Genomic DNA, 20,884 nt, shown 5'->3' on the forward strand with positions numbered 1-20,884 from the left:
ATGATAACAGCAGGGGCGGCTTAGTCAGTTAGACTTTATTAAAACTTATATGACACACCGGCCATAAATGAGCGACCGTAGCGCTGATACTCAATCACGCGACGCGTGTCATCACCTTCAACCCGCACAAAAGGTTCATCGGTAATGTTGTTCGCTTGCAGTAGCAAGGTCAGACCTTCATAGTCACCCGAGAAGCTGTAGCTTAGCTGAGCGTCCACTACGGTTTCTGCTTCAATCATACGTAAGTTACGGCCATTACCAAAGCCAGAGATTTCACCTAAGAAGTCTGAACGGTAACGGCTGCTGATCCGCGCAGAGAAGCCTTCGTTTTCGTAGTAGAACGTTAAGTTAGCCACTTTCTCTGATAAACCGGGTAACGGCGTAGCAGGATCATCAGGATTCGCTTTGATATTACTGTCTGTCCAAGAACCGGTTAATACCGCACCGAAGTTATCTAACGCTGGCGTTAACATGCCGCCACTAGCCGATAAGGTAAATTCTAAACCGTTGATCCGACCGCCTTCACCATTTTGTGGTGTCGTCGCAATACCTTGGTTAATCACTGGCACTTCGCCACCTGATGGGAAACCGGTAAAATCTTGGATCACGCGCTGATCATAGATGTAGCTTTCTAAATCTTTGTAGAACGCTGCAATGGCCACATAACCATTACTGTTGTCGAAATACTGCTCGTAAGAAACATCCAGTGAATTAGCAATCCATGGGCGTAAGGCGGGGTTACCACCACCGGCGCTCCAAGGAGAGTTTTGCTCTGGCGTTGCTTGTGCGTTATTCAGTGCAGGGTTAAAGCCGAAATCTTGGCTCGCCCGCATCTGATCCATCCGCGCCCGTGCCATAGTCCGCGCTAAACCAACACGGACATATTTCGCCATACCTACTTCAAAATTCAGGTTTAAGCTTGGCAGCACTTCCCAGTATTTGTCACCACCGTCTAAACGGAAAGACGACACGTTAATACCTGAGCCTGACGCCGCTAACGCAAAAGAAGATTGGTCAGTGTGCACTAATTGCGTACCCACATTACCGGTGACGGGGATTTCACCAATACGGCTGTTAATACCCACTTTGATATAACCGGTGATCACGTCTTCTTCTACGTTCCAGTCTTTAATCAAAACGTCAGCATTCGGGTTACGCACTTTGACGAGCGCACCGGTATCAATCAACTCTCGCGGATCGTAGCTCACCATACCTGGAATACCAAAAGCCGCTAGGCTGGTGGTGCCGGCTACGTTCGGGATCGGCGCAGATAAGGCGCCATTAGGTAATGCCAGGAAGAACTCGTTAGCTTGCTTGTCTTTTTCACGGTTGCTGTAGTTAATGCCCACTTCTAATGAATCGAAGTTCTCACTCTCTAGCATGGTTTGTGCACTAAAGCGCAGCTGATTCAAATCATCGGTAATACCAGGTGAGTTGAAATAACCTAACTGTCCGCCAGGGATAATATCGCCACCCCAACCTTGCGGGCTGGTTAATAAAATTAAGCTGGGATCCGCATAGTTAAGCGTAGTGTTAAACACCGGGCCATTCGGGCCCATGGCGAAAGATAAGTTATCTAAAGCGCCTGATCCAGCAGGGCCAGTACCGGCATCTGATTCTAAAATTAAATCGGTACGGTCTAAGGATGAGTGACTAATATCTAACGTAGCATCCCAACGATCAGATAACTTGAACTCGTTTTTCCAACCCAGCGAGAATAATTCACTTTCGCGGTAGTTGCCGTGGTTACGCACAATGCCTTTTACGCCAGTGTAGCCACCTGAGGTCACTAAACCGTCTTCAACCGTTGCATTAACCAGTGGTGCGCCACCCCAAAATAAGGGTAACTCAATAAAGCTGGTGCGCTGCGTTTCATCAAACTGTGAATAATAGAAATCGAGAGTGCTGCTGAATTTATCGCTGGGCTTGTATTCTAACACGCCGATAAAACCGTCGCGCTCTAATAAGTTAGAGTTTGCATACACTTTGCCGCCGCCGATCACTTTATTGCCATCCGCTGTATCAGCATAACCCCATGCTTCAAACCGCTCGATTTGCACTGGGTTAGACATGTTGGCATAACCTAAGGCCACGCCAATGGTGTTATCGGCAAATTGGTCAATATAAGAGATGCTAAAACGTTTACCCGTGTCATCGGCACCGGCATTTAAGGCATCAATTTGGCTCCATTCGTAACGCGCGTTCACCACTACCGTGGTTTCACCGTGTGTTAATGGGCTAACCAAACGCATATCCGCCGTACCAGCTAAACCTTGGCCCAGCAAAGCCGCGTCTGGCGTTTTATAAACGACCACGCCACTGAGTAATTCAGATGGATACTGGTCGAACTCGACGCCGCGGTTGTCGCCTGAGCTGACTTGCTCACGGCCATTTAATAACGCGGTAGAGAAATCGGGTGCTAAACCACGGATACTGATGACCTGGCTGCGACCATTTAAACGCTGTGCCGTTAAACCGGGTAAGCGAGCTAATGATTCAGCAATACTGACGTCAGGTAACTTACCAATGTCTTCTGCAGAAACCGCTTCTACAATTGAACTATTGAACATCTTAATGTTCTGAGACTCTTGCAAGCTGCGGCGAAAACCACGTACTGAAATCACTTCAATCGCTTCTTCTTGCGCTTGAGCGGCTTGTGCGTCTGTCGCTTCTTGTGCCAACGCCATTGAGCTGCTACCCGCTGCCGCTAACGCCAATGTCAGCATACTGAGTTTAAATTTATTCATAACCCTACCTTCCCCGGTCTGTTGTTGTTTTATTGCTGCGAAATCCGTAAGCCTGCCTGTAATTAATCAGTCTCGGTTTCGCCATGCTCATTTATTAAACTTATTCTGTCGTTCACTCAAGATGAATACGTATTCATAAGCAAAATTATGCCCAAATGCTGTGCATCGCGAGATAAGCCTGCACCTTGAACGCACAAAGCTAACATTGGTAGAACTTTGTTTTTTCTTGAAAAAAACAGCACGCCACGCATAAAACATCGTTATTAAGCAGAAGTTTGCACCAAAATGAACTGCATACGTATGCAGCATGTTCCCTAATGTCAGGGAGCTGTTTATGCTTGTGAGGGTAATATCTACACCAGACTAACAGGTGCTTTATGGAACAACTTCAACAGCTAGCCGATCTTGCCGGTTTGCAACAAAGCTATGTGCATGCCAATGGTCACCCAGTGACCATTGCGCCAGAGGTGCAACAGGCCATCTTAAATGCCATGGGTTTTAACCTTTCAAACGAACAGGTTATTGCCGAGCAAGTTCAGCAAGCTATCGCATCACGCTGGCAAGAGCCCATAGCGCCGGTTACGGTGGTCACCCAAGGCCAGCCGCTACAAGTCAGACTCCAACTCGCTGCACAGTACGCTAGCAGCTTGTGGCAATGGCAACTTACCTTAGAAGAGGGTGAATTACGACAAGGCGAAATTAGTCTGCAACCCAAAGATATTATTGAACAAGCCGTTTTAGCCGAGCAAAAAATGCTGGCCTTTATGCTGCAATTACCTGACGATTTGCCACTGGGCTATCATCAATTACAATTAAGCGATGGTCATTATCACTGGCAGCAGCAGGTGATTGTCGCGCCAAGCCGCTGTTTTCAATTACATGACAGTGCCATCTTACATAAAACGATGGGCCCGGCTATTCAGTTATACGCCATTCGCTCGGCCCGCAATTGGGGTATCGGCGATTTCCTTGATCTTAAAAACATGGTGGCGCCGTTAGCGGCACTGGGTAACGACTTTATTGGTTTAAATCCATTGCATGCGCTTTACCCTATGTTGCCGCAAGATTGCAGCCCTTATAGCCCGAACAGCCGCTTGTGGCTCAATACGCAGTACGTTGCGCTTGAACACAGCGCCGAGTTTCAACACTGTCGCGCTGCCCAACAGCTAGTGGCGTCAGCGGAGTTTCAGCAACAATTGGCCGCCTGTCGTGCCGCCAGTGATGTTGATTATGCCCAAGTTGCGGCATTAAAAGCCCCTGTGGCTAAATTGCTTTACCAGACCTTTAAAACCCAAGAGTTGGCCAAACAGAGCGCGCGAGCACAAGCGTTTCAGCAATTTGTGCAGCAAGGCGGCGCATCGTTAAAACAAACTGCGCTATTCAAAGTGCTACAAGGTACGCTGTTTTGGCAAGATCACGCGATGGCGGCTTGGCAAAACTTTCCACCGGAATATCAAAATCCGCAAAGCGCGGCGGTACAACAGTTTGCCCAAGAGCATGCAGAGCAAATTCATCAGCAATTGTATTTACAATGGTTAGCTCAACAGCAATTGGCCGAAGTGAAAGCTGAGTGTCAAAAGCAAGGTATGGCCATTGGTTTGTATTGTGATGTCGCGGTAGGCACTAGTCGCAGCAGTGCCGAAAGCTGGGCCGCGCCCGAAGATTTCTTACTGGATTTAAGTGTGGGTGCACCACCGGATATTATGGCCCCGAAAGGCCAAAACTGGGGTTTACTGGCTTATAACCCACACACCTTACGTCAAAAAGCCTATCAGCCATTTATTGAATTGATCCGCGCCAATATGCGTCATGCTGGCGCCTTGCGTCTTGATCATGTGATGGCACTGCTGCGTTTGTGGTGCTGTCCCTTAGGCGCGGATGCTACCGCAGGCGCCTATATTGGCATGCCCGCCACGGCGCTTTTTGCCATACTCGCATTAGAAAGCCAGCGTAATCATTGTGTGGTTATCGGCGAAGACTTAGGCACAGTGCCAGTTGCCATCAGTGAATTGATGCAGCGCTATCAGGTGTTGTCATATCGCGTGTTTATGTTAGAACAAAAACACGGCAGCTATGATTATCGTGATCAAACTTATCCGGCTCGGGCACTCGCCACCGTGACAACACATGATATGCCGACGCTGATTGGCTATTGGCAAGAGCATGATTTAGCGCTGCGGCATAAACTGGATTTATTTCCAAGCGCTGAGGTGGCCGCTAATTTGCAGCAACTGCGTAAAGATGAAAAACAGCTGTTACAGCAGCAACTGCAGTTACATGAGCCCGATGCCGCCGCCTTAGTAACGGCGTGTCATTTGTATGCGGCTGCCACACCGGCGCAGCTATTTGCCTATCAGTTAGAAGATTTAGTGTTGCTGGATACACCGGTTAATATTCCGGGCACCAGCACCGAATACCCCAATTGGCGTCGTAAATTACCAAGCAATATTGAAGATATTTTAGCGCAAGCGGATGTCCAGCAATTATTACTCAAAATCAAACAGGCACGCGCCTAAAACGAAAGCACCCGATAGCTTACTTGCCATCGGGTGCTTTTATGCTTAAACGTCACGTGACTTGTTAAGCCTACTTATTCAATTTGACCACGGATCTCGCCACTTGGGAAAGCTGGGGTATGAATGTTGACATAGTGACCACCCGACGCCAATACAGCAAAAATCGCTGCATTCAGGTTAGTACCGGCGCTTGTCTGCCAACGATTCACATCCGCGGTATTTTGCTCAAGCGCAACAAGAACCGGACCATTACTCCCTCTAACACCTGTATGAATGTGCGCCATGGTGGCATCCGCGACACCGCTCGTCAGCACTTGTAATTCCACATTAAAGTCTTGTAACCGCACTAAGGCATAACCATCACCTCGCGCCATCGTTGTCACTGCAGGTACTTCTTGCGCACCAGACAGCGGAAACGTGACTAAAGCATAATCGCTAGCCCGAATGATTTGACCACGCAATTCACCACCTGGGTTGGTTGGCGTATGAATATTCACGTAATGTCCGCCATCTGCTAACACCGCCAATATTTCTGCGTTTATCACCGTATCCGCTGGCGTAGACCATTTACCTGCATTATCTGTTGCACGCTCCAGTGCAACCAAAACACTGCCATTTTGACCAATGCGACCAGTATGAATGTGCGCCATAGTGGCTGCATCTGCGCCTTGGGTTAAAGCAACCAACTCTAGATTAAAGTTGCTCGTATTCACTAAAGCATAACCCTGACCCGTTGCCGTTGTGGTTACCGCTGGCACTTCTTGTGCACCGCTGAGGTTAAACGTCGCTAATACAAAATTATCTGTTAAGATTTGCCCACGTAATTCGCCACCAGGATTAGCCGGCGTGTGCACATTGACATAGTGCCCACCTGAGGCCAGTACCGCAAAGATATCCGCATTGATCTCGGTTTCAGCAGGCGTAGACCACTTACCTAAGTTAGTTTGGTCTTGCTCAAGCGCCACTAACACTGGGCCGTTATTACCCACGCGGCCAGTATGAATATGCGCCATAGTCGCGTCATTAACACCTTGTGTTACCGCAACCACTTCCACACTGTAATCTGTGGTATTGACTAACGCATAACCATCGCCCGAAGCAGTGGTAGTTACACGCGGTACTTCTTGTGCGCCACTGAGTTTAAACGTAGCCAAAGCAAAATTGTCGGTTAAAATTTGACCGCGTAACTCACCACTCGGATTCGCCGGTGTATGCACATTGACATAATGACCGCCTGAGGCGAGCACGGCAAAAATTTCAGCATTAATTGCGGTGTTCTCAGGCGTAACCCAAACGCCCACTTCACCATCAGCTTGCTCTAAAGCAACTAATACACTGCCGTTATTACCAACACGACCGGTATGAATATGTGCCATCGTCGCATCATTGACGCCAGAAGTAACAGCGACCACTTCTACAGCATAATTCGTGGTATTAACCAGCGCATAACCATTACCCGAAGCTTGGGTTGCTACTGCGGGCACTTCTTGTGCTCCGCTTAACGGAAAGGTCGCCAGAACAAAGTCATCGGTCAGAATTTGACCACGTAATTCACCACTTGGATTAGCTGGCGTATGCACATTAACGTAATGCCCACCGCTGGCTAAAACAGCAAAGGTTGGCGCATCCAATAATGTGTTATCAGCCAGCACCCAAACATTCGGATCATCCGATAATTGCGCTAACGCCGCTAACACCCCACCATTCATGCCAATGCGGCCTGTATGGATGTGCGCCATAGTCGCATCTGCTACGCCCGAGGTGCGTACCGTCAGATTGACTTCAAAATCGGTTTGGTCAACAGCAGCATAAGCATAGCCCATACCTGCTGATGCAACTGCCGGTACTTGCTGCATACCAGACAAGGGGAAAGTGACAATAACCGTCTGATCATTAACTATTTGACCGCGTATTTCGCCATCTGGGTAAGCGCTGGTATGCACGTTAATATACCAATCGCCATCTTTCAGATCCGTCATTAAATCTGCAGAAATGGTGGTCTCTGCTAATTGATATATCCCATCATTATTACCATCGGTGAAACTGAACGCGACGGGCCCATTTAAACCCAAATCACCATCATGAATATGCACAGCTTGCACATTGGCGACATTGGTTAAGTTTATCGATGCTCTGACTTGCATCAGGTTTTCATCAATTTCAACGATACCCGATGCCGTTGCGGTAGACGGCGTGCGTGGCACTTGTTGATCGCCAGAAAGTGCGGCATTCAAGGTTTGTGATACGGTGAATACCGGTGGTGGTGGGACTTCGACTTTATCATTGTCGTTATCATTACAGCCCATTAGCAGTAACCCAATGACACTGAAACAAATCAGCTTTTTCATATGTGGATCCTTAACCGTTATAAGCCAAAACACGCCGTGTTTGGCAAGAGGGAATCTCTATACATCTAAGGTTGCACATGGTGTAACGTAAGGAAGGCGAAAAAGGATCGTTAATTGTGGTTATTATTTAAGCGCAAAGTTTGCCTAATCCTTAATTAATCGGCTACAGGCTAAGGGCGGCAAGCCCTTAAGGCATCACTTGCCATTAAAAAATTATTCAGCTCAGCACTTAAGCTGCGCAACAAAAAATCAGGGATAAACATGAAACAGGCGCGTCATAATGCTTCAGCATTTTGACTTTACTGAAATCGGCTTGGCTGTCAGCATTAGGTTTATAGCGACAGCCAACCTTTAACAAGATGGCTTATAATGAAAACCCGTTAATCCTTATTTAGGTTTTTTGCGAGGGGGTTTATGCGCCGCATATTCTTCTGCTGACACCACGCCGTCTTGATCGGTATCCATACTTTGAAATACCTCTTCAACACTGCCGTGCGGCAGGCTAATGCTTGAGAACTCGTCCCATTGCAACAGGTTGTCACCGTTGCTATCTAAGCTGCTAAATTCTGGGCGGGGTTTGGGCCGTTTTTCAGCTTTTTCTTGTTGTGCAACCACGCTGCTGCTTAACAAAGCGAAAGTTATAAATACACTAAGGGCTGTCGTTTTATGCATGATGTGTGACTCGTTAATGAATGAACACCCAGCATAATGAATAACCAAGCAAACAATATGGAATCATTGTGCAAATTAGAAGCTTATCGACAACTTTGCCGGGTTTACTGAAAAACATATTTATAGCCGACGCCATATACCGACTCGACCAAAGTGGTGTGCGGTAAGGCAACATCGAGCTTTTTGCGAAGTTTTTTGATATGGCTGTCAATGGTTCGTTCATTGACGATGCGATAATCGGCATAGATCGCATCCATCAGTTGGCTACGGCTAAATACCTGATGCGGGTGCGCGGCCATGGTATGCAATAACTGAAACTCGACGGCGGTTAGCGCACAGCGCTGACCATTGATTAAAATACAAAATTGCTTTGGAAGCAGCTCAATAACTGGCTTGGCAGCTAGCGCAGGGCTAGCCACTGTACTAGGTAGCGTGGTTTCTGGCGGCGTAACTCGGCGCAGCACCGCTTTTACTCTGGCGACCACTTCACGCGGGCTAAAAGGTTTGCACATATAATCATCGGCACCTAACTCTAAACCAATCAGCCGATCAATTTCTTCTACTCTGGCCGTTAACATTAAAATAGGCACATTAGAAAACTGCCGTACTTCTTTGCAAATATCTATGCCGTCTTTATGTGGCAACATAATATCCAGTAACACGGCGGCGGGCTGATGCGTTTGGATCCATGCGACAACTAAAGCACCGTCGCCAATAATATGCGTGCTAAAACCTGACTGCTGTAAATAGTCGTTTAATAACGCCGCCAGTTTGCTTTCGTCTTCGACAATTAATATGGTTTTACTCATCGCCTGCTCTTAACTATTCTCGGGTAATTTTAAGGGTAAAACGATACTGATCGCTAAGCCCCCCTGCGCCGCAGTACTGGCAAAAATATCGCCGTGATGACGATGGACAATTTGGGCACAAAGCGCCAAGCCGAGCCCCAAACCGCCGTTACTGCGATGCCGATGCTCTTCGGCACGATACAAATACTCAAATATATGCGCATGATGCTGCGGGGCGATACCAATGCCATTATCCGCCAGCTGGATCAACACCTGCTGATCGTGTTGACGGACACTGAGGGTGAATTGGCTTGCCTGAGCGTATTTCACACAATTGGTTAAAATATTCTCAAAAAGCTGATTCAGCCGCACAGGATCAAACGCCAGCCAGAGTGTGCCACTTGGCCAATCGGTCAGTAATTGAATGGCGTTGTCTTGCAGGTACTGGCTATATTTCAACTGATGTTGTTGTAAAAACGCTAATAAATCATGTTGCTGCAGCTTTACCGGGATCCCTTCAATTTGCTGACTGGTCAGCGCATAGAGATCATCAATCATCTTACTGAGCTGATTAACTTCGCTGTGGATACTTTGTAAGTTTTTTAAATCTGGCTGACGAATACCATCAATTAAGGCTTCTGTTTCACCTTTTAAAATCGCGATAGGTGTGCGCAGTTCATGAGAAACAGTGGCTAACCAACGCTTACGATGTGTTTCGGTTTGCGACAAGCGCTGTGCCAGGGTATTAAAATGCTGACTCAGCAGTTGCAACTCATCCTTGCGGTTAATCTCTATTTTCTGTTCGTAGTTGCCACGGGTTAATTGCGTCATCCCCTCGACCACTTTTTTAATCGGTTGCACAAAGTGTCGGGCGATCATGTTCGAAATAACCACCACAACTACAAATAAAAACAGCCCCACCCACAACCAGTAATGTTGCTGTTGCTGCAAAATTTCAAATTCGTAGTCTTGCGATAACTGCTCTTTTTTCGCAACCAATAAGGTGCCTATTTGCTGTTGCTGCAGCAAAATAGGGAAATAATGATAATCGATGCTAGCATCATAACTGCCAACGACTAACTGCTCTGCACTATCGAGCAGCGCTATAGCCGGCCCTCGTTTCTCTGGCGGCGGTGGTGGTGGCCGCCCAGCTCGGGGCTCGTAAGGACCTGACTGCGGCCGTTGCCTTTGTGCAAAACCTCGCGGGCTTAATTCAGCTTGTAGGTAAAAACTGGCGCGATCAAAAAAATAGCGTGGCTGCCCCGCCCATTGCTCCCAACTTTGCTGCTTTTGATAACTTTGCTGTAGTTCTTCAACAAAGGGCTGCAATAGCTCTTTTTCTTTCGAGTTCACATATTTAATTAACCCCTGCCCAAAACTCCATTGGGCAAACATTGCTAAGCTGCTAATAATGAACAAGCTTAAACCGAGCAGTGTTAATAACAGTTTATTTTGGATCTTCATGGCGAATACAAGCTAATTTAGGGCCTAACTTTATTGCAGAGTAGCAGCAAATAATGCAAATAATGTGCATTAATGCGTTATTTCATTAGGCGGCACCATTATCCCTATACCTGCTAGCCCACTTTCAGCGCTGTGCTGACTAAACCGGCAACGCCTTGACGCTTGACGGATGGTTTTCAAGCCGCTTGGCTAGTAAAACCCTTATTGATACTGCTAAAGTGCAGCTTCATTGACGCGCTGCAGGTATCACAAATACTGCGCGAGAAAGCATAGCCTTGCGCTAGCGCAACCTTTACCCAGCAGGCCGCTGCTGACTTATCGTGCAATAAAACCTTCACGGTCGGCCGCTTACTACATCATAAAAAGAGAAACCACCATGGCTAACGACGGCAACTACAAAAAAAAGAAAATTGGCGAACATACCTTAAAACCCGAAACCATGATGATGTCTTATGGTTATAACCCACAGTTTTCCGAGGGTTCTGTTAAGCCACCGGTGTTTTTAACCTCGACTTTTGCTTACCAAACGCCTGAAGAAGGCGAAGAGTTTTTTCATATTATGGCGGGGCGTAAGCCTGCTCCAGCAGGCAGTGTCGGTGGCTTAATTTATAGCCGTTTTAACCACCCTAATGTCGAAATAATTGAAGATCGTTTGTCGTTATTTGAAGGGTCAGAAAGCGCGGTGGTTTGCTCCAGCGGTATGGGCGCCATTAGCGCCATCTTGCTGGCTTATCTTCGTCCGGGTGATGTGATCGTGCAAAGCGCCCCACTGTATGGCGGCACTGAAACCTTGATCCGTAAGTTTTTGCCGGAGTTTAATATTCATACCGGGGAATTTCATCATGGCTTAGATGAAATGGGCATGTTAAGCGCACTAAGAGCGGCCGCGAAAAAAGGCCGCCTAGCGATGGTGTTTGTAGAATCGCCAGCCAACCCAACCAATTCCTTAGTCGATTTTGCCGCCTTAAACCGCGTACTGGATATCATCAAAACGGAAACAGGTCATCGGCCGATCAGTGTGTGTGATAACACGCTAATGGGCCCCGTTTTTCAGCAAGCTGTGCCACAAGGCATTGATATGGCGATGTACTCACTGACCAAATATGTGGGCGGCCACAGCGATTTAGTCGCCGGTGCGGTGTGTGGTAGTCGAGATATGTTGCGCCCCGTGCGGGCCATTCGCGGTGCCATTGGCCTTAACCTTGATCCACACACCAGCTGGATGATTTCACGCTCATTAGAAACCTTAAGTATTCGGATGGAACGCGCTGCTGCCAGTGGTCGTAAAGTGGCAGAGTGGCTGGCGCATAACCCTTACAAGCCGGCCAAAGTGTTGCATCCTGACTTGATTACCGATGCGGCTTATCAAGCGGTATATCAACGGCAGTGCTCTGGCCCTAGCTCAACCTTTTCTTTTGTTATGGACATAGCAAAAGCCGATGCCTTTCGTTTAATTAATAACCTGTCGATTTTTAAATCGGCGGTGAGTCTCGGGGGTAGCGAAAGTTTAGTTTGCCACCCAGGCAGCACCACACACTCTGGTGTGCCAGCCGAGCTGCGTGATCGTTTTGGCATCAGCCACGGGCTGATCCGCTTATCGATTGGCTTAGAACACCCAGACGATTTAATTGCCGATTTAGACCATGCGTTTGCTGCCACTTTTGGTACGAACTAACCACAGCATGCGGTCGGGGCATCACCAGCCACCGACCGCGCAGCCTCGATGCGTTGCACCTAGCAACGATTTTAAATGCGGGATTATTCATGTTGAAGTTATCTCAGGCTCTGGCCATCTGCAGTAGTATGTTTTGCTTATGGCTGCCACAAGTCAATGCCCAGACCTTATATCTGGTGCGGCATGCCGAAAAACTCAGTGGTGCCGATCCGACACTCTCGGCGTGTGGCCAAGCCAGAGCCGAGGCACTGGCCGAGTATTTCCAAGCCATCCCATTGCAAGCAGTCTATGCCACGCCCTATCAACGTACGCAACAAACAGCCGCCGCGGTGGCAAAGCGCCAGCAGTTAACCGTAACAAGTTACCATCCCGCCGCACCTGAGCAGTTAAAACAACAGCTGAGTAGTGCAAACCACACGGTATTAATCGTTGGCCACAGCAACACCGTACCGGCTTTAGTCAAACTGTTCAGTGAGATCGACGTTGCACCGCTGACGGAGCAAGATTACGCCATGCTGTACCAAATCGACTTAAGCGGGCAGCCGACCGTATTACTGCGCAAGCAACAGTTTAGTTGCCAGCCAGCTACAGCCGCTGATTAACACATTACACAGCGTCATTGCTTAATAGCGATTAGTTGAGTGTTGAGTGTTTAGCGTTTAGCGTTTAGCGTTTAGCATGACTTGGATTAATTACCTGCAGTGTTCTTTCCAAAAAAATCATCAAATACTGTACTCTTTCAGCCTGTAAAACAAAAACCGCCGGTAGCCTTGGGTTACCAGCGGTTTTACTATAACTTAATAAAATACAGCCGTTTAGCCGTTATTTTTGGCTGGCGGGCTCGGCGTTTTTCACAAACTCATCTAACCAAGCCGTCGTTTCCCACAGCATATGTAAGATCGATTCGCGCGCACGGTAACCGTGAGATTCTAAAGGCAACATCACTAAACGTGTGGTGCCGCCATTACCTTTGATGGCTTGGTATAAACGCTCACTTTGTAGCGGGAAAGTGCCTGAGTTGTTATCGTCTGTGCCATGGATCATCAGTAACGGTGTTTTGATTTTTTGCGCATGGAAAAACGGAGACATCCGGCTGTATAGCTCAGGATCATCCCATAAGGTACGTTGTTCACGCTGAAAACCAAACGGCGTTAAACTGCGGTTATAAGCACCGCTACGCGCAATACCGGCTTTAAATAAGTTGGTGTGCGCCAGCAAATTCGCAGTCATAAAGGCACCGTAAGAATGCCCCCCTACCGCTACGCGATTAGCATCCGTTACGCCCAACTGTACACCGGCCGCAATCGCGGCTTCGGCGTTCATGACCAATTGCTTGATAAAGGTATCATTTGGCTCTTGCTCGCCCTCACCAACGATTGGCATGGTGGCATTGTCCATCACCGCATAACCTTGCGTTGCTAAAAACTGTGGCGTCCAATAACTGATGCGATTAAAACGATAAGGTGAATCACTCACCTGGCCTGCGGCGGCGGCACTTCTAAACTCGCGTGGATAAGCCCAAATCACTGTAGGTAATGCACCATCTCGCGCTTTATCGTAACCAGCAGGCAACAACAAGGTCGCAGACATCGGCACACCATCGGCGCGTTGATAATTAATTAACTCGCGGCTAATACCTTGAGTATGCGGCATCGGATGCGGCGTTTTGGTTAAAGCGCTAAGCTCGCCACTTTGCAGATCGCGCAGGTAAAAGTCAGGCGGTAGATCGCTTGATTCGCGCTGGGTTAATAACTTGCCAGACGCTAATAACGTGTAAGGATATTCATAGAAAGGCGCTTCTGAGCGCCATAAGCGGCTGGTTTCACCACTGCTCAGTTGGCGTTTATCAATAAATGGTCGGTTACCTTCTGTGGAGGCACCAATGCCGGTTAAATAAATCGCGCCATCTTCAATGCGTAATAAACTTTGGCCATTAGCAGCAGTGGTCATTAACGGTGTACCAGGATCGTTATAACGATCTTCAGATGAGCGCTCCCACATTAATTGCGCAGGCTGTTTTGGCGCTAAATACCACACTTTTTCGTTGCGATCTTGCCACCAACGCTCCGACACCATCAAGCTACCCTCAGCGCCCGCGCGCAGATTAGCAAAGCGATAACTTAAATCTAAAAGCTTTTCAGCGGGTTGCGTAAAGGGAGCAGGCAGTTGGAATAACTGATCGCGCACTGTGGCCGTATTGGCCGGATCACCGCCATCTGCCGCTTCCGCCCAATAGAGGGTAGCCGCATGATCGGCACGCCAGCCGATGTCACGCCGACCGGTGGGTACCGCATCAAAGGCAATGGGTAAATTATCAGCCACCGGTTGCTGCACCACGTTATAAACTAACTTACCCGTGGCATCCCATACTTCGGCCGTATAGCCAAAACGAAATACCGGTACAGCATAGGAAAACGGCTGCTCTAAACGATTGACTAAAATAAAGTTATTATCCGGAGACACTTCAATACCGCGAAATAACTGCGGTTTGCCAATGGCAGTTACTTTATTATTGAGGCCAATTTTTACTAATTGACTAGTGAAGTAATGGCTAAACAAGGCTTCATCATGTTTATCTTTCAGTAAATCTTGATAAGTCCGCGCTGGCGCAGTACGACCACGCGCTTCGGTTACCACCGGCCCAGTCGGTACTTTACTCGCTTGCGGCTCCACACCGCGTTTTGCCGGCACACTGCTGGCGAAAATCGCTTTACTATCAGCTGACCACTGTAAAGCCCCACCCCAGATCGCATTAATGGGTGTTTTACTCCACTGACTGGCTTTCGCTTTAGCAATATCAACCCGCCATAAGGTCGCGATGCTGTCATCTAACTGAATAAAGGCGAAATAACGACTGTCGGGCGACCAGCTTAAATTCACCGCTTTTAAGTTTTTCGGTAAACCACTGATTGCACGGCTTTGCTGGTTAGCTAAATCAATAAGTTGTAACGACGAGACATAGCGTGGTTGCGCCGGACCATTGTTCGCCGGGTTAAAACGGACGCCCGCCAAACGGTACTCGGGTGCGGCTAAATCGGCAATACTGGGTAACGCAGGAAAAGCCGTGCTTAGCAATGTGCGCCCATCAGGGCTTAAACTGGCACTGGGTGCCGGTGCGGCATCGACAATATCAATAATTTCTTGGCTAGGTTGTTGGTAATTAATATCAACGGCTGTGGCCAGTGCATAGCTGCCATAAGCAAGCGCAGCCCCTAGCAGCAGAGTACGTAATAAGCTGTTCATGTTGTTTTCCTAATAATTTATCAACTTCTTTTTAGCATGTTCTAGCAAAGGCTGCTGTCCGTTTCGACCATCTAGGGTAAAGCTGAGATAAATGCACAAAACAGCGTTAAATCTTCATCATTTTTATGAACGGCAGATGAATAAAAAATGTTATTAAAATAAACCATATATGTAAAATCATTCAGATTATATTCAGGCGTTGCATCCGATAGTAAGGGCGTATAACAACCCACAAGGAAAGACCATGTTAAATAAAATTTTAGCCATTGCCCTGGCAAGCAGCTTAGTGACGCCCGTTTTCGCCGCCGACTCACCTTTTTATATCGGTGGCCAAATCAGTAATACCACCTTGAAAGAATCTGCGGCTGGTTTTAGCGATGATTTTGATTTTACGGTATTAAGCGCTATCGCGGGTTATCAATTCACACCTTTTTTTGCCACAGAATTACGCTTAGGTAAGGGTGTTAGCGGTGAAAGCTTTCAAGATATCGGCTATTCCGAAAAGCTGGACGTAAGCCAACAAACCGCAGTGTTAATGAAAGGCAGCGTACCCATTACCGACGCATTTTCTCTGTATGGTGTTGCCGGTTATGCTGCCAGTAAGTTCACTTACAAAGAACGCGACGGCAATTTCTATTACTCTGATTCAGAAACAGTAGACGGTTTAACTTGGGGTGTGGGTGCGGGGGTAAAATTTACTCAGAACTTATCCGCGACCGTTGAATATTTACAAATGCCAAGTGAAAAGTTTAACGACGGTGGCTTTGGCTACAAGCTAAAAAGTCATAACCTGAGCTTAGGTGTAATTTATCAGTTTTAATTGCAGCGCTCACTAAAAAGCCGGTTTGCTCTACAGCACGTATTGCAGCATGCAAACCGGATCATAGAAAGCCCCTAGCAGCTTACTATGGGCTTTCATTCGTTAAATCATTACCAAATTTTCACGCGCACATCTTCTTCCCGATACATGCCATCACCCGGCTTGATATCGAAGGCTTCGTAAAACTCTGGCATATTCGACAGTACGCCTAACACACGGTACATGCCTGGCGAATGCGGGCCAGTGATCACTTGCTGGCGCAATGCTTCATCACGGAATTTAATACGCCACACTTGCGCCCAACCAATAAAAAAGCGCTGATCTGGGGTAAAACCGGCAATGGTTTGCTGGGGTTTATCTTTAGTGGCCGCTTTGTACGCTTTATAGGCCACGGTTAGCCCGCCTAAGTCCGCGATGTTCTCACCTAAACCCAAAGCACCTTGCAGTGTTAAGTTATCAATGGGATTAAACGCATTGTATTGATCAATCATACGCTGCGCGCGCTCGCTAAATTGCGCGGCGTCGCTGGGTGTCCACCAATCACGCAGGTTACCCTCACCATCAGAACGGCGACCTTGATCATCAAAACCGTGTGTAAACTCATGGCCAATAACACCACCAATGGCACCATAGTTAATGGCGTCATCCGCAGCCACATTAAAAAACGGGGGTTGTAAAATGGCAGCAGGGAAAACAATTTCATTCATGGTAGAGCTGTAGTAGGCATTCACGGTTTGCGGTGTCATGCCCCACTCATCACGATTCACTGGCTGACCTAAACGCGCCACCATGCGTTGGTATTCACACTCGCTGCTGCGGCGTAAATTGCCAATAAGATCATTGGCATCAACTGTTAAACAGTCATAATCGCGCCAAACATCGGGATAACCAATTTTCGTATTAAACTTGGCTAATTTAGCCTGCGCTTCCACCTTAGTCGGTTCGCTCATCCATTCTAACTCAGCAATGGCGACCTTAAACGAACCTCGTAGGTTTTCGATCATCTCGTCCATACGCGCTTTGGCTTCTGCTTTGAAGTAGCGATCGACATATTGCTTACCAACCATAAAACCTAAGCTGCTGTCCACCACACCCACTGCACGTTTTTCTCGGCTGCGCTGCTCTTGTAAACCACTGAGTGTTTTACCGTAAAATTCAAAGCTCGCTTGCACAAAAGGCTCACTTAAATTACTGGCATTACTGCGCAGCAAATGAAACTTTAAATAGGTTTGCCACTGTGCGACTGGCACATCACCCTGCATTTTGGCGAACGCCGTAAAATAAGAGGGCTGACGTACCACGACTTCATTCACCTTATCCAGCTCGGCGGCGGCCATAAAACGGGGCCAATCAAAGCCCGGCGCCACTTGTTGTAACTCGGCTAAAGTGTATTTGTTATAAGTGGCATTACGATCACGATTTTGAATACGGCTCCACTGTGCTTCGGCAAGCTGCGTTTCTAACGCAATAATTTGCGCCGCAGCTTGCGCTGGATTATCCCAGCCGGCCAACTGCCACAGGGTTTGAATAAAGTCGCTATATTGGCTTAACAGTTTTTTAGAGCGCTCATCATCTTTGAGGTAGTAATCGCGATCAGGTAAACCTAACCCCCCTTGACTAGCACCTGTAATATATTGATCAGATTGACGTTGATCTTGACCAACATAAACAGACACCGGTGTCCCAAAACGGTAACGCTGTAACTCGCCCCATAACTCGGCAAGATCTTGGTGTGTGCGTAACTGTTCAATACGCACAATGTCGCCCCGCAACGGATTTAACCCCAAGACGTTAATTAATGGCTCATTTAAGTAAGATGAGTATAAATCAGCAATCTTTTGCGCATCAGAGCCTTTAGCATGTTCACCCGCCGCCAGCTCGCGGATAATCTCTAACACTTGTTTTTCGGCATTTTCACGCAGTTCATCAAAGCTACCCCAACGTGAACGATCCCCTGGAATTTCGGTGCTGTTTAACCAGTTACCATTAACAAAACGGAAAAAGTCTTGCTGAGGCGCTACCGTTTGGTCAAAGTTTTTTAACTCAAAACCGGCTTTCTGTTCTTGCATCGCCAGTGTTTGGGCGGTTTGTTCCACGGTCGGCTGACTGCTACAGGCCGCTAATCCCAACGCGGCAGCAATGCCCAGCGCCAGTAAAGAAAGTTTTTTCATCATAGTTCCTTGGTTTTTGTTTTATTGTTTTTAAAACGACTTGCCGAGTGTAGAAAAAGCCAGCGAAGCCTGTCCAGTAAACAGGATATTAGCCCTGCCGGCTGCGATAAACTTCGGTAGTTTTTGCCTTGATACGGTTTTACTTGAATTACGCCGCAAATTTCCGCAGGATCAGTGCATCATTTAGGTAATAGGACCTTGCTATGTTAGATACGGCGTTAAGCTCATTAACCGGTTTACCCTCTTTTTTGGCTTACTTTGCTTTGGCCATTATTTCTTTGCTGCTGTTTATTCGCTTATATAGCTGGGTAACACCGCACGATGAATTTGGTTTAATTCGAGCGAATAATCCTGCCGCCGCAGTGGCCTTTGCCGGCGCATTAATCGGTTTTGCGTTGCCACTGTCTAGCGCCATTACCCATTCATTGTCATTGTTAGATTGTGCCATCTGGGGTGCTGTGGCCTTGCTAGTGCAAGTGCTAACCTTTTTTGTTAGCCAGTTGGCCTTAAAACAACTACCAGAACGTATCACCAAAGGCGATATCGCTGCAGGGATTTTTTCTGCAGGCTGTTCAATCAGCGTCGGTATGTTAAATGCCGCCTGTATGAGTTACTAAGGAGCAGACCATGCCAAAAACCACATGTAAACGTAGCCGCAAAGCGGCGCTCATTTTTATGGTGCCCGCTGCCACCTTGTTACTGCAAGGCTGTGGCCAAGAAAAAACGGTAGAAGCTCAGGTTTACAATACGCCAGATGAGTGTGCCGCTTTTTATAATCCACCGGCTCAATGCCAAGCCGCGTTTGAAGAAGCCGCCGCGTTGCATCCGCAAGTGGCCCCTCGTTATGCCAATAAACAAGAGTGTGAGGCTGACTTTGGTACGGGCAGTTGCGAAACCGCACCGCAACAACAAAGCGCTCAAGGCAGTTTTTTTATGCCCATGATGATGGGTTTTATGGCCGGGCAAATGCTCAATCGCGGTGGTATGGGTGCACAAGCGCCACAACAAAGCAGTGCAGCGGCGCGCAACAGTGTGCCGACACAACCGTTGTACAAGTCACGGGACGATCGCGGCACTTTTCGCACCGCAAGCAATGCACCGGTAGCAAGCCAATCTGGCCCAACACAGGTTCGGCCATCAGCCGTGCAGCCTAAACCCGCCAGCTTAGCGCGTCGTGGTGGCTTTGGCTCACAAGCGCAGCAACGTGCTACTGCCGCACAGCGCAGTAGCAGCTACGGCGGTTAAGATGAAACGCATCCCCATTGCACCGCGCCCGGGTTGGCAAGATTTCGCTGAAAGTGTGGGCTTTGATTTTCATACCATAGATGGCGAAGCCTACTGGGATGAATCGGCTTATTATCAATTCAGCTTGGCGCAAATTGAGCAAGACTTAGAAGCGCCAACCGAAGAGCTGCATCAAATGGCGCTGGATCTGATCCCGGACATTTTGCAGAGCGAGCAACAGCTAACGCAACTTGCCGTGCCTGAACGTTTTTGGGATGCGGTGCGCGATAGCTGGAATAATGCTGAACCCCACTTATACGGTCGCCTCGATTTCGCTTACAACGGCCAAGGCCCTGCTAAACTGTTAGAGTTAAATTACGATACCCCCACGTCCTTGTATGAAACGGGATTTTTCCAGTGGGTATGGCTAGAAGATCAGCAGATGCGGGGTGTGCTACCCGCCCATGCCGATCAATTTAACTCTTTGCAAGATAAGTTAGAGCAAGCCTTTGCCGAATTACCCTTACCCCAACCGTTTTATTTTAGTAGCGTGACGCAAAGCATCGAAGATAAAGGCACCGTCGATTATCTGATGGATATCGCACTGCAAAGCGGCCTAGACAGCCGCTATATTCAATTAGAGCAACTGGGTGATATTGATGGTCAGTTAGTCGATTTAGCCGGTTTCCCGATCCAAGGGTTGTTTAAGCTATACCCGTGGGAATTTATGCTGCAAGAAGAGTTTGCCGCGACCTTACTGACTACAGAAACGCGTTTCTTAGAACCGCTGTGGAAAACCTTGTTATCTAACAAAGGTATCTTGCCGCTGTTATGGCAAAAATATCAGGGCCATCCTAATTTATTACCGTCATTCTTTGATGACGGTAAAAAGCCATTAACACCCGGCTGGGTACGCAAACCGTTATTTTCGCGCGAAGGTGCCAATATCGAAATGATCACTCCGGATGGACAAAGCTTGTTTGAGCCCGGCCCTTACAACGATAATGGCTATATTCGACAAGCCTTTGCCCCCTTACCCCGTTTTGGTGAACACTTTACCTTAATTGGCAGCTGGGTGGTCGGTGATATGGCCGCAGGTATTGGCATCCGTGAGGATAACAGCCTCATCACTAAAGATAGTTCTCGCTTTGTACCGCATATCATCCTAGATTAAAGAATAATTATTCACTAATTGTGGATATAAAGTCACTTTAAT

At 47.7% G+C, this 20,884-nt stretch carries 14 protein-coding genes; 7 read left to right on the forward strand and 7 right to left on the reverse strand.

The window, feature by feature from the left end; translation table 11 throughout:
- Positions 1–38 precede the first annotated feature (38 nt).
- Positions 39–2,747 (reverse strand): TonB-dependent receptor, encoded by a 2,709-nt coding sequence (locus L1N97_RS05000; protein ID WP_236129006.1) that lies wholly within the window; start codon positions 2,745–2,747, stop codon positions 39–41.
- 377 nt (positions 2,748–3,124) lie between these two features.
- Between L1N97_RS05000 and malQ the strand changes: the two genes are divergently transcribed.
- Positions 3,125–5,263, forward strand: a complete 2,139-nt coding sequence (gene malQ, locus L1N97_RS05005; RefSeq protein WP_236129007.1) for a 4-alpha-glucanotransferase — start codon at positions 3,125–3,127, stop codon at positions 5,261–5,263.
- A gap of 74 nt (positions 5,264–5,337) precedes the next feature.
- Here malQ and L1N97_RS05010 read toward each other — a convergent pair whose 3' ends face one another.
- The 4 genes from L1N97_RS05010 to L1N97_RS05025 form a co-directional block, all read right to left on the reverse strand.
- Positions 5,338–7,611 carry a CHRD domain-containing protein gene (locus L1N97_RS05010; RefSeq protein ID WP_236129008.1) on the reverse strand — a complete coding sequence of 758 codons (2,274 nt, stop codon included), beginning with the start codon at positions 7,609–7,611 and terminating at the stop codon, positions 5,338–5,340.
- A gap of 387 nt (positions 7,612–7,998) precedes the next feature.
- Positions 7,999–8,283, reverse strand: a complete 285-nt coding sequence (locus L1N97_RS05015) for an EF-hand domain-containing protein (RefSeq protein ID WP_236129009.1) — start codon at positions 8,281–8,283, stop codon at positions 7,999–8,001.
- 104 nt (positions 8,284–8,387) lie between these two features.
- The gene (locus L1N97_RS05020) at positions 8,388–9,092 is read right to left on the reverse strand and encodes a response regulator (RefSeq protein ID WP_229584642.1); all 705 of its coding nucleotides are present in this window, start codon (positions 9,090–9,092) and stop codon (positions 8,388–8,390) included.
- 9 nt (positions 9,093–9,101) lie between these two features.
- On the reverse strand, positions 9,102–10,535 hold the full coding sequence (locus tag L1N97_RS05025; RefSeq protein ID WP_236129010.1) for an ATP-binding protein: 1,434 nt from the start codon (positions 10,533–10,535) through the stop codon (positions 9,102–9,104).
- 376 nt (positions 10,536–10,911) lie between these two features.
- On the opposite strand from L1N97_RS05025, the gene L1N97_RS05030 reads away from it, so the two are divergent.
- Complete coding sequence (locus L1N97_RS05030; protein ID WP_236129011.1) at positions 10,912–12,210, forward strand: cystathionine gamma-synthase family protein; 1,299 nt, start codon at positions 10,912–10,914, stop codon at positions 12,208–12,210.
- Between the two features lie 89 nt (positions 12,211–12,299).
- Entirely contained in the window at positions 12,300–12,812 is a 513-nt protein-coding gene (locus L1N97_RS05035) for a SixA phosphatase family protein (RefSeq protein WP_236129012.1), read from the forward strand.
- Positions 12,813–13,032: 220 nt separating this feature from the next.
- Here L1N97_RS05035 and L1N97_RS05040 read toward each other — a convergent pair whose 3' ends face one another.
- Positions 13,033–15,453: an alpha/beta hydrolase family protein gene (locus tag L1N97_RS05040; protein ID WP_236129013.1), complete on the reverse strand. Its 2,421-nt coding sequence runs from the start codon at positions 15,451–15,453 to the stop codon at positions 13,033–13,035.
- 244 nt (positions 15,454–15,697) lie between these two features.
- Between L1N97_RS05040 and L1N97_RS05045 the strand changes: the two genes are divergently transcribed.
- Positions 15,698–16,273: a porin family protein gene (locus tag L1N97_RS05045; protein WP_236129014.1), complete on the forward strand. Its 576-nt coding sequence runs from the start codon at positions 15,698–15,700 to the stop codon at positions 16,271–16,273.
- Between the two features lie 110 nt (positions 16,274–16,383).
- Here the strand turns inward: L1N97_RS05045 and L1N97_RS05050 are convergent, their stop codons facing one another.
- Positions 16,384–18,444, reverse strand: coding sequence for a M13 family metallopeptidase (locus L1N97_RS05050; protein ID WP_236129015.1), 2,061 nt, complete (start codon positions 18,442–18,444; stop codon positions 16,384–16,386).
- A gap of 203 nt (positions 18,445–18,647) precedes the next feature.
- On the opposite strand from L1N97_RS05050, the gene L1N97_RS05055 reads away from it, so the two are divergent.
- The 3 genes from L1N97_RS05055 to L1N97_RS05065 are packed head-to-tail and all read left to right on the forward strand — an operon-like array spanning position 18,648 to position 20,842.
- The gene (locus tag L1N97_RS05055; RefSeq protein ID WP_229584634.1) at positions 18,648–19,061 is read left to right on the forward strand and encodes a DUF350 domain-containing protein; all 414 of its coding nucleotides are present in this window, start codon (positions 18,648–18,650) and stop codon (positions 19,059–19,061) included.
- A 10-nt stretch (positions 19,062–19,071) separates the two neighbouring features.
- Complete coding sequence (locus L1N97_RS05060; RefSeq protein ID WP_236129016.1) at positions 19,072–19,689, forward strand: DUF1190 domain-containing protein; 618 nt, start codon at positions 19,072–19,074, stop codon at positions 19,687–19,689.
- A gap of 1 nt (position 19,690) precedes the next feature.
- Positions 19,691–20,842 carry a glutathionylspermidine synthase family protein gene (locus L1N97_RS05065; protein WP_236129017.1) on the forward strand — a complete coding sequence of 384 codons (1,152 nt, stop codon included), beginning with the start codon at positions 19,691–19,693 and terminating at the stop codon, positions 20,840–20,842.
- Positions 20,843–20,884: the final 42 nt, after the last annotated feature.

The sequence above is a fragment of the Rheinheimera sp. UJ63 genome (assembly GCF_021568285.1).
Classification (GTDB): domain Bacteria; phylum Pseudomonadota; class Gammaproteobacteria; order Enterobacterales; family Alteromonadaceae; genus Alishewanella; species Alishewanella maricola.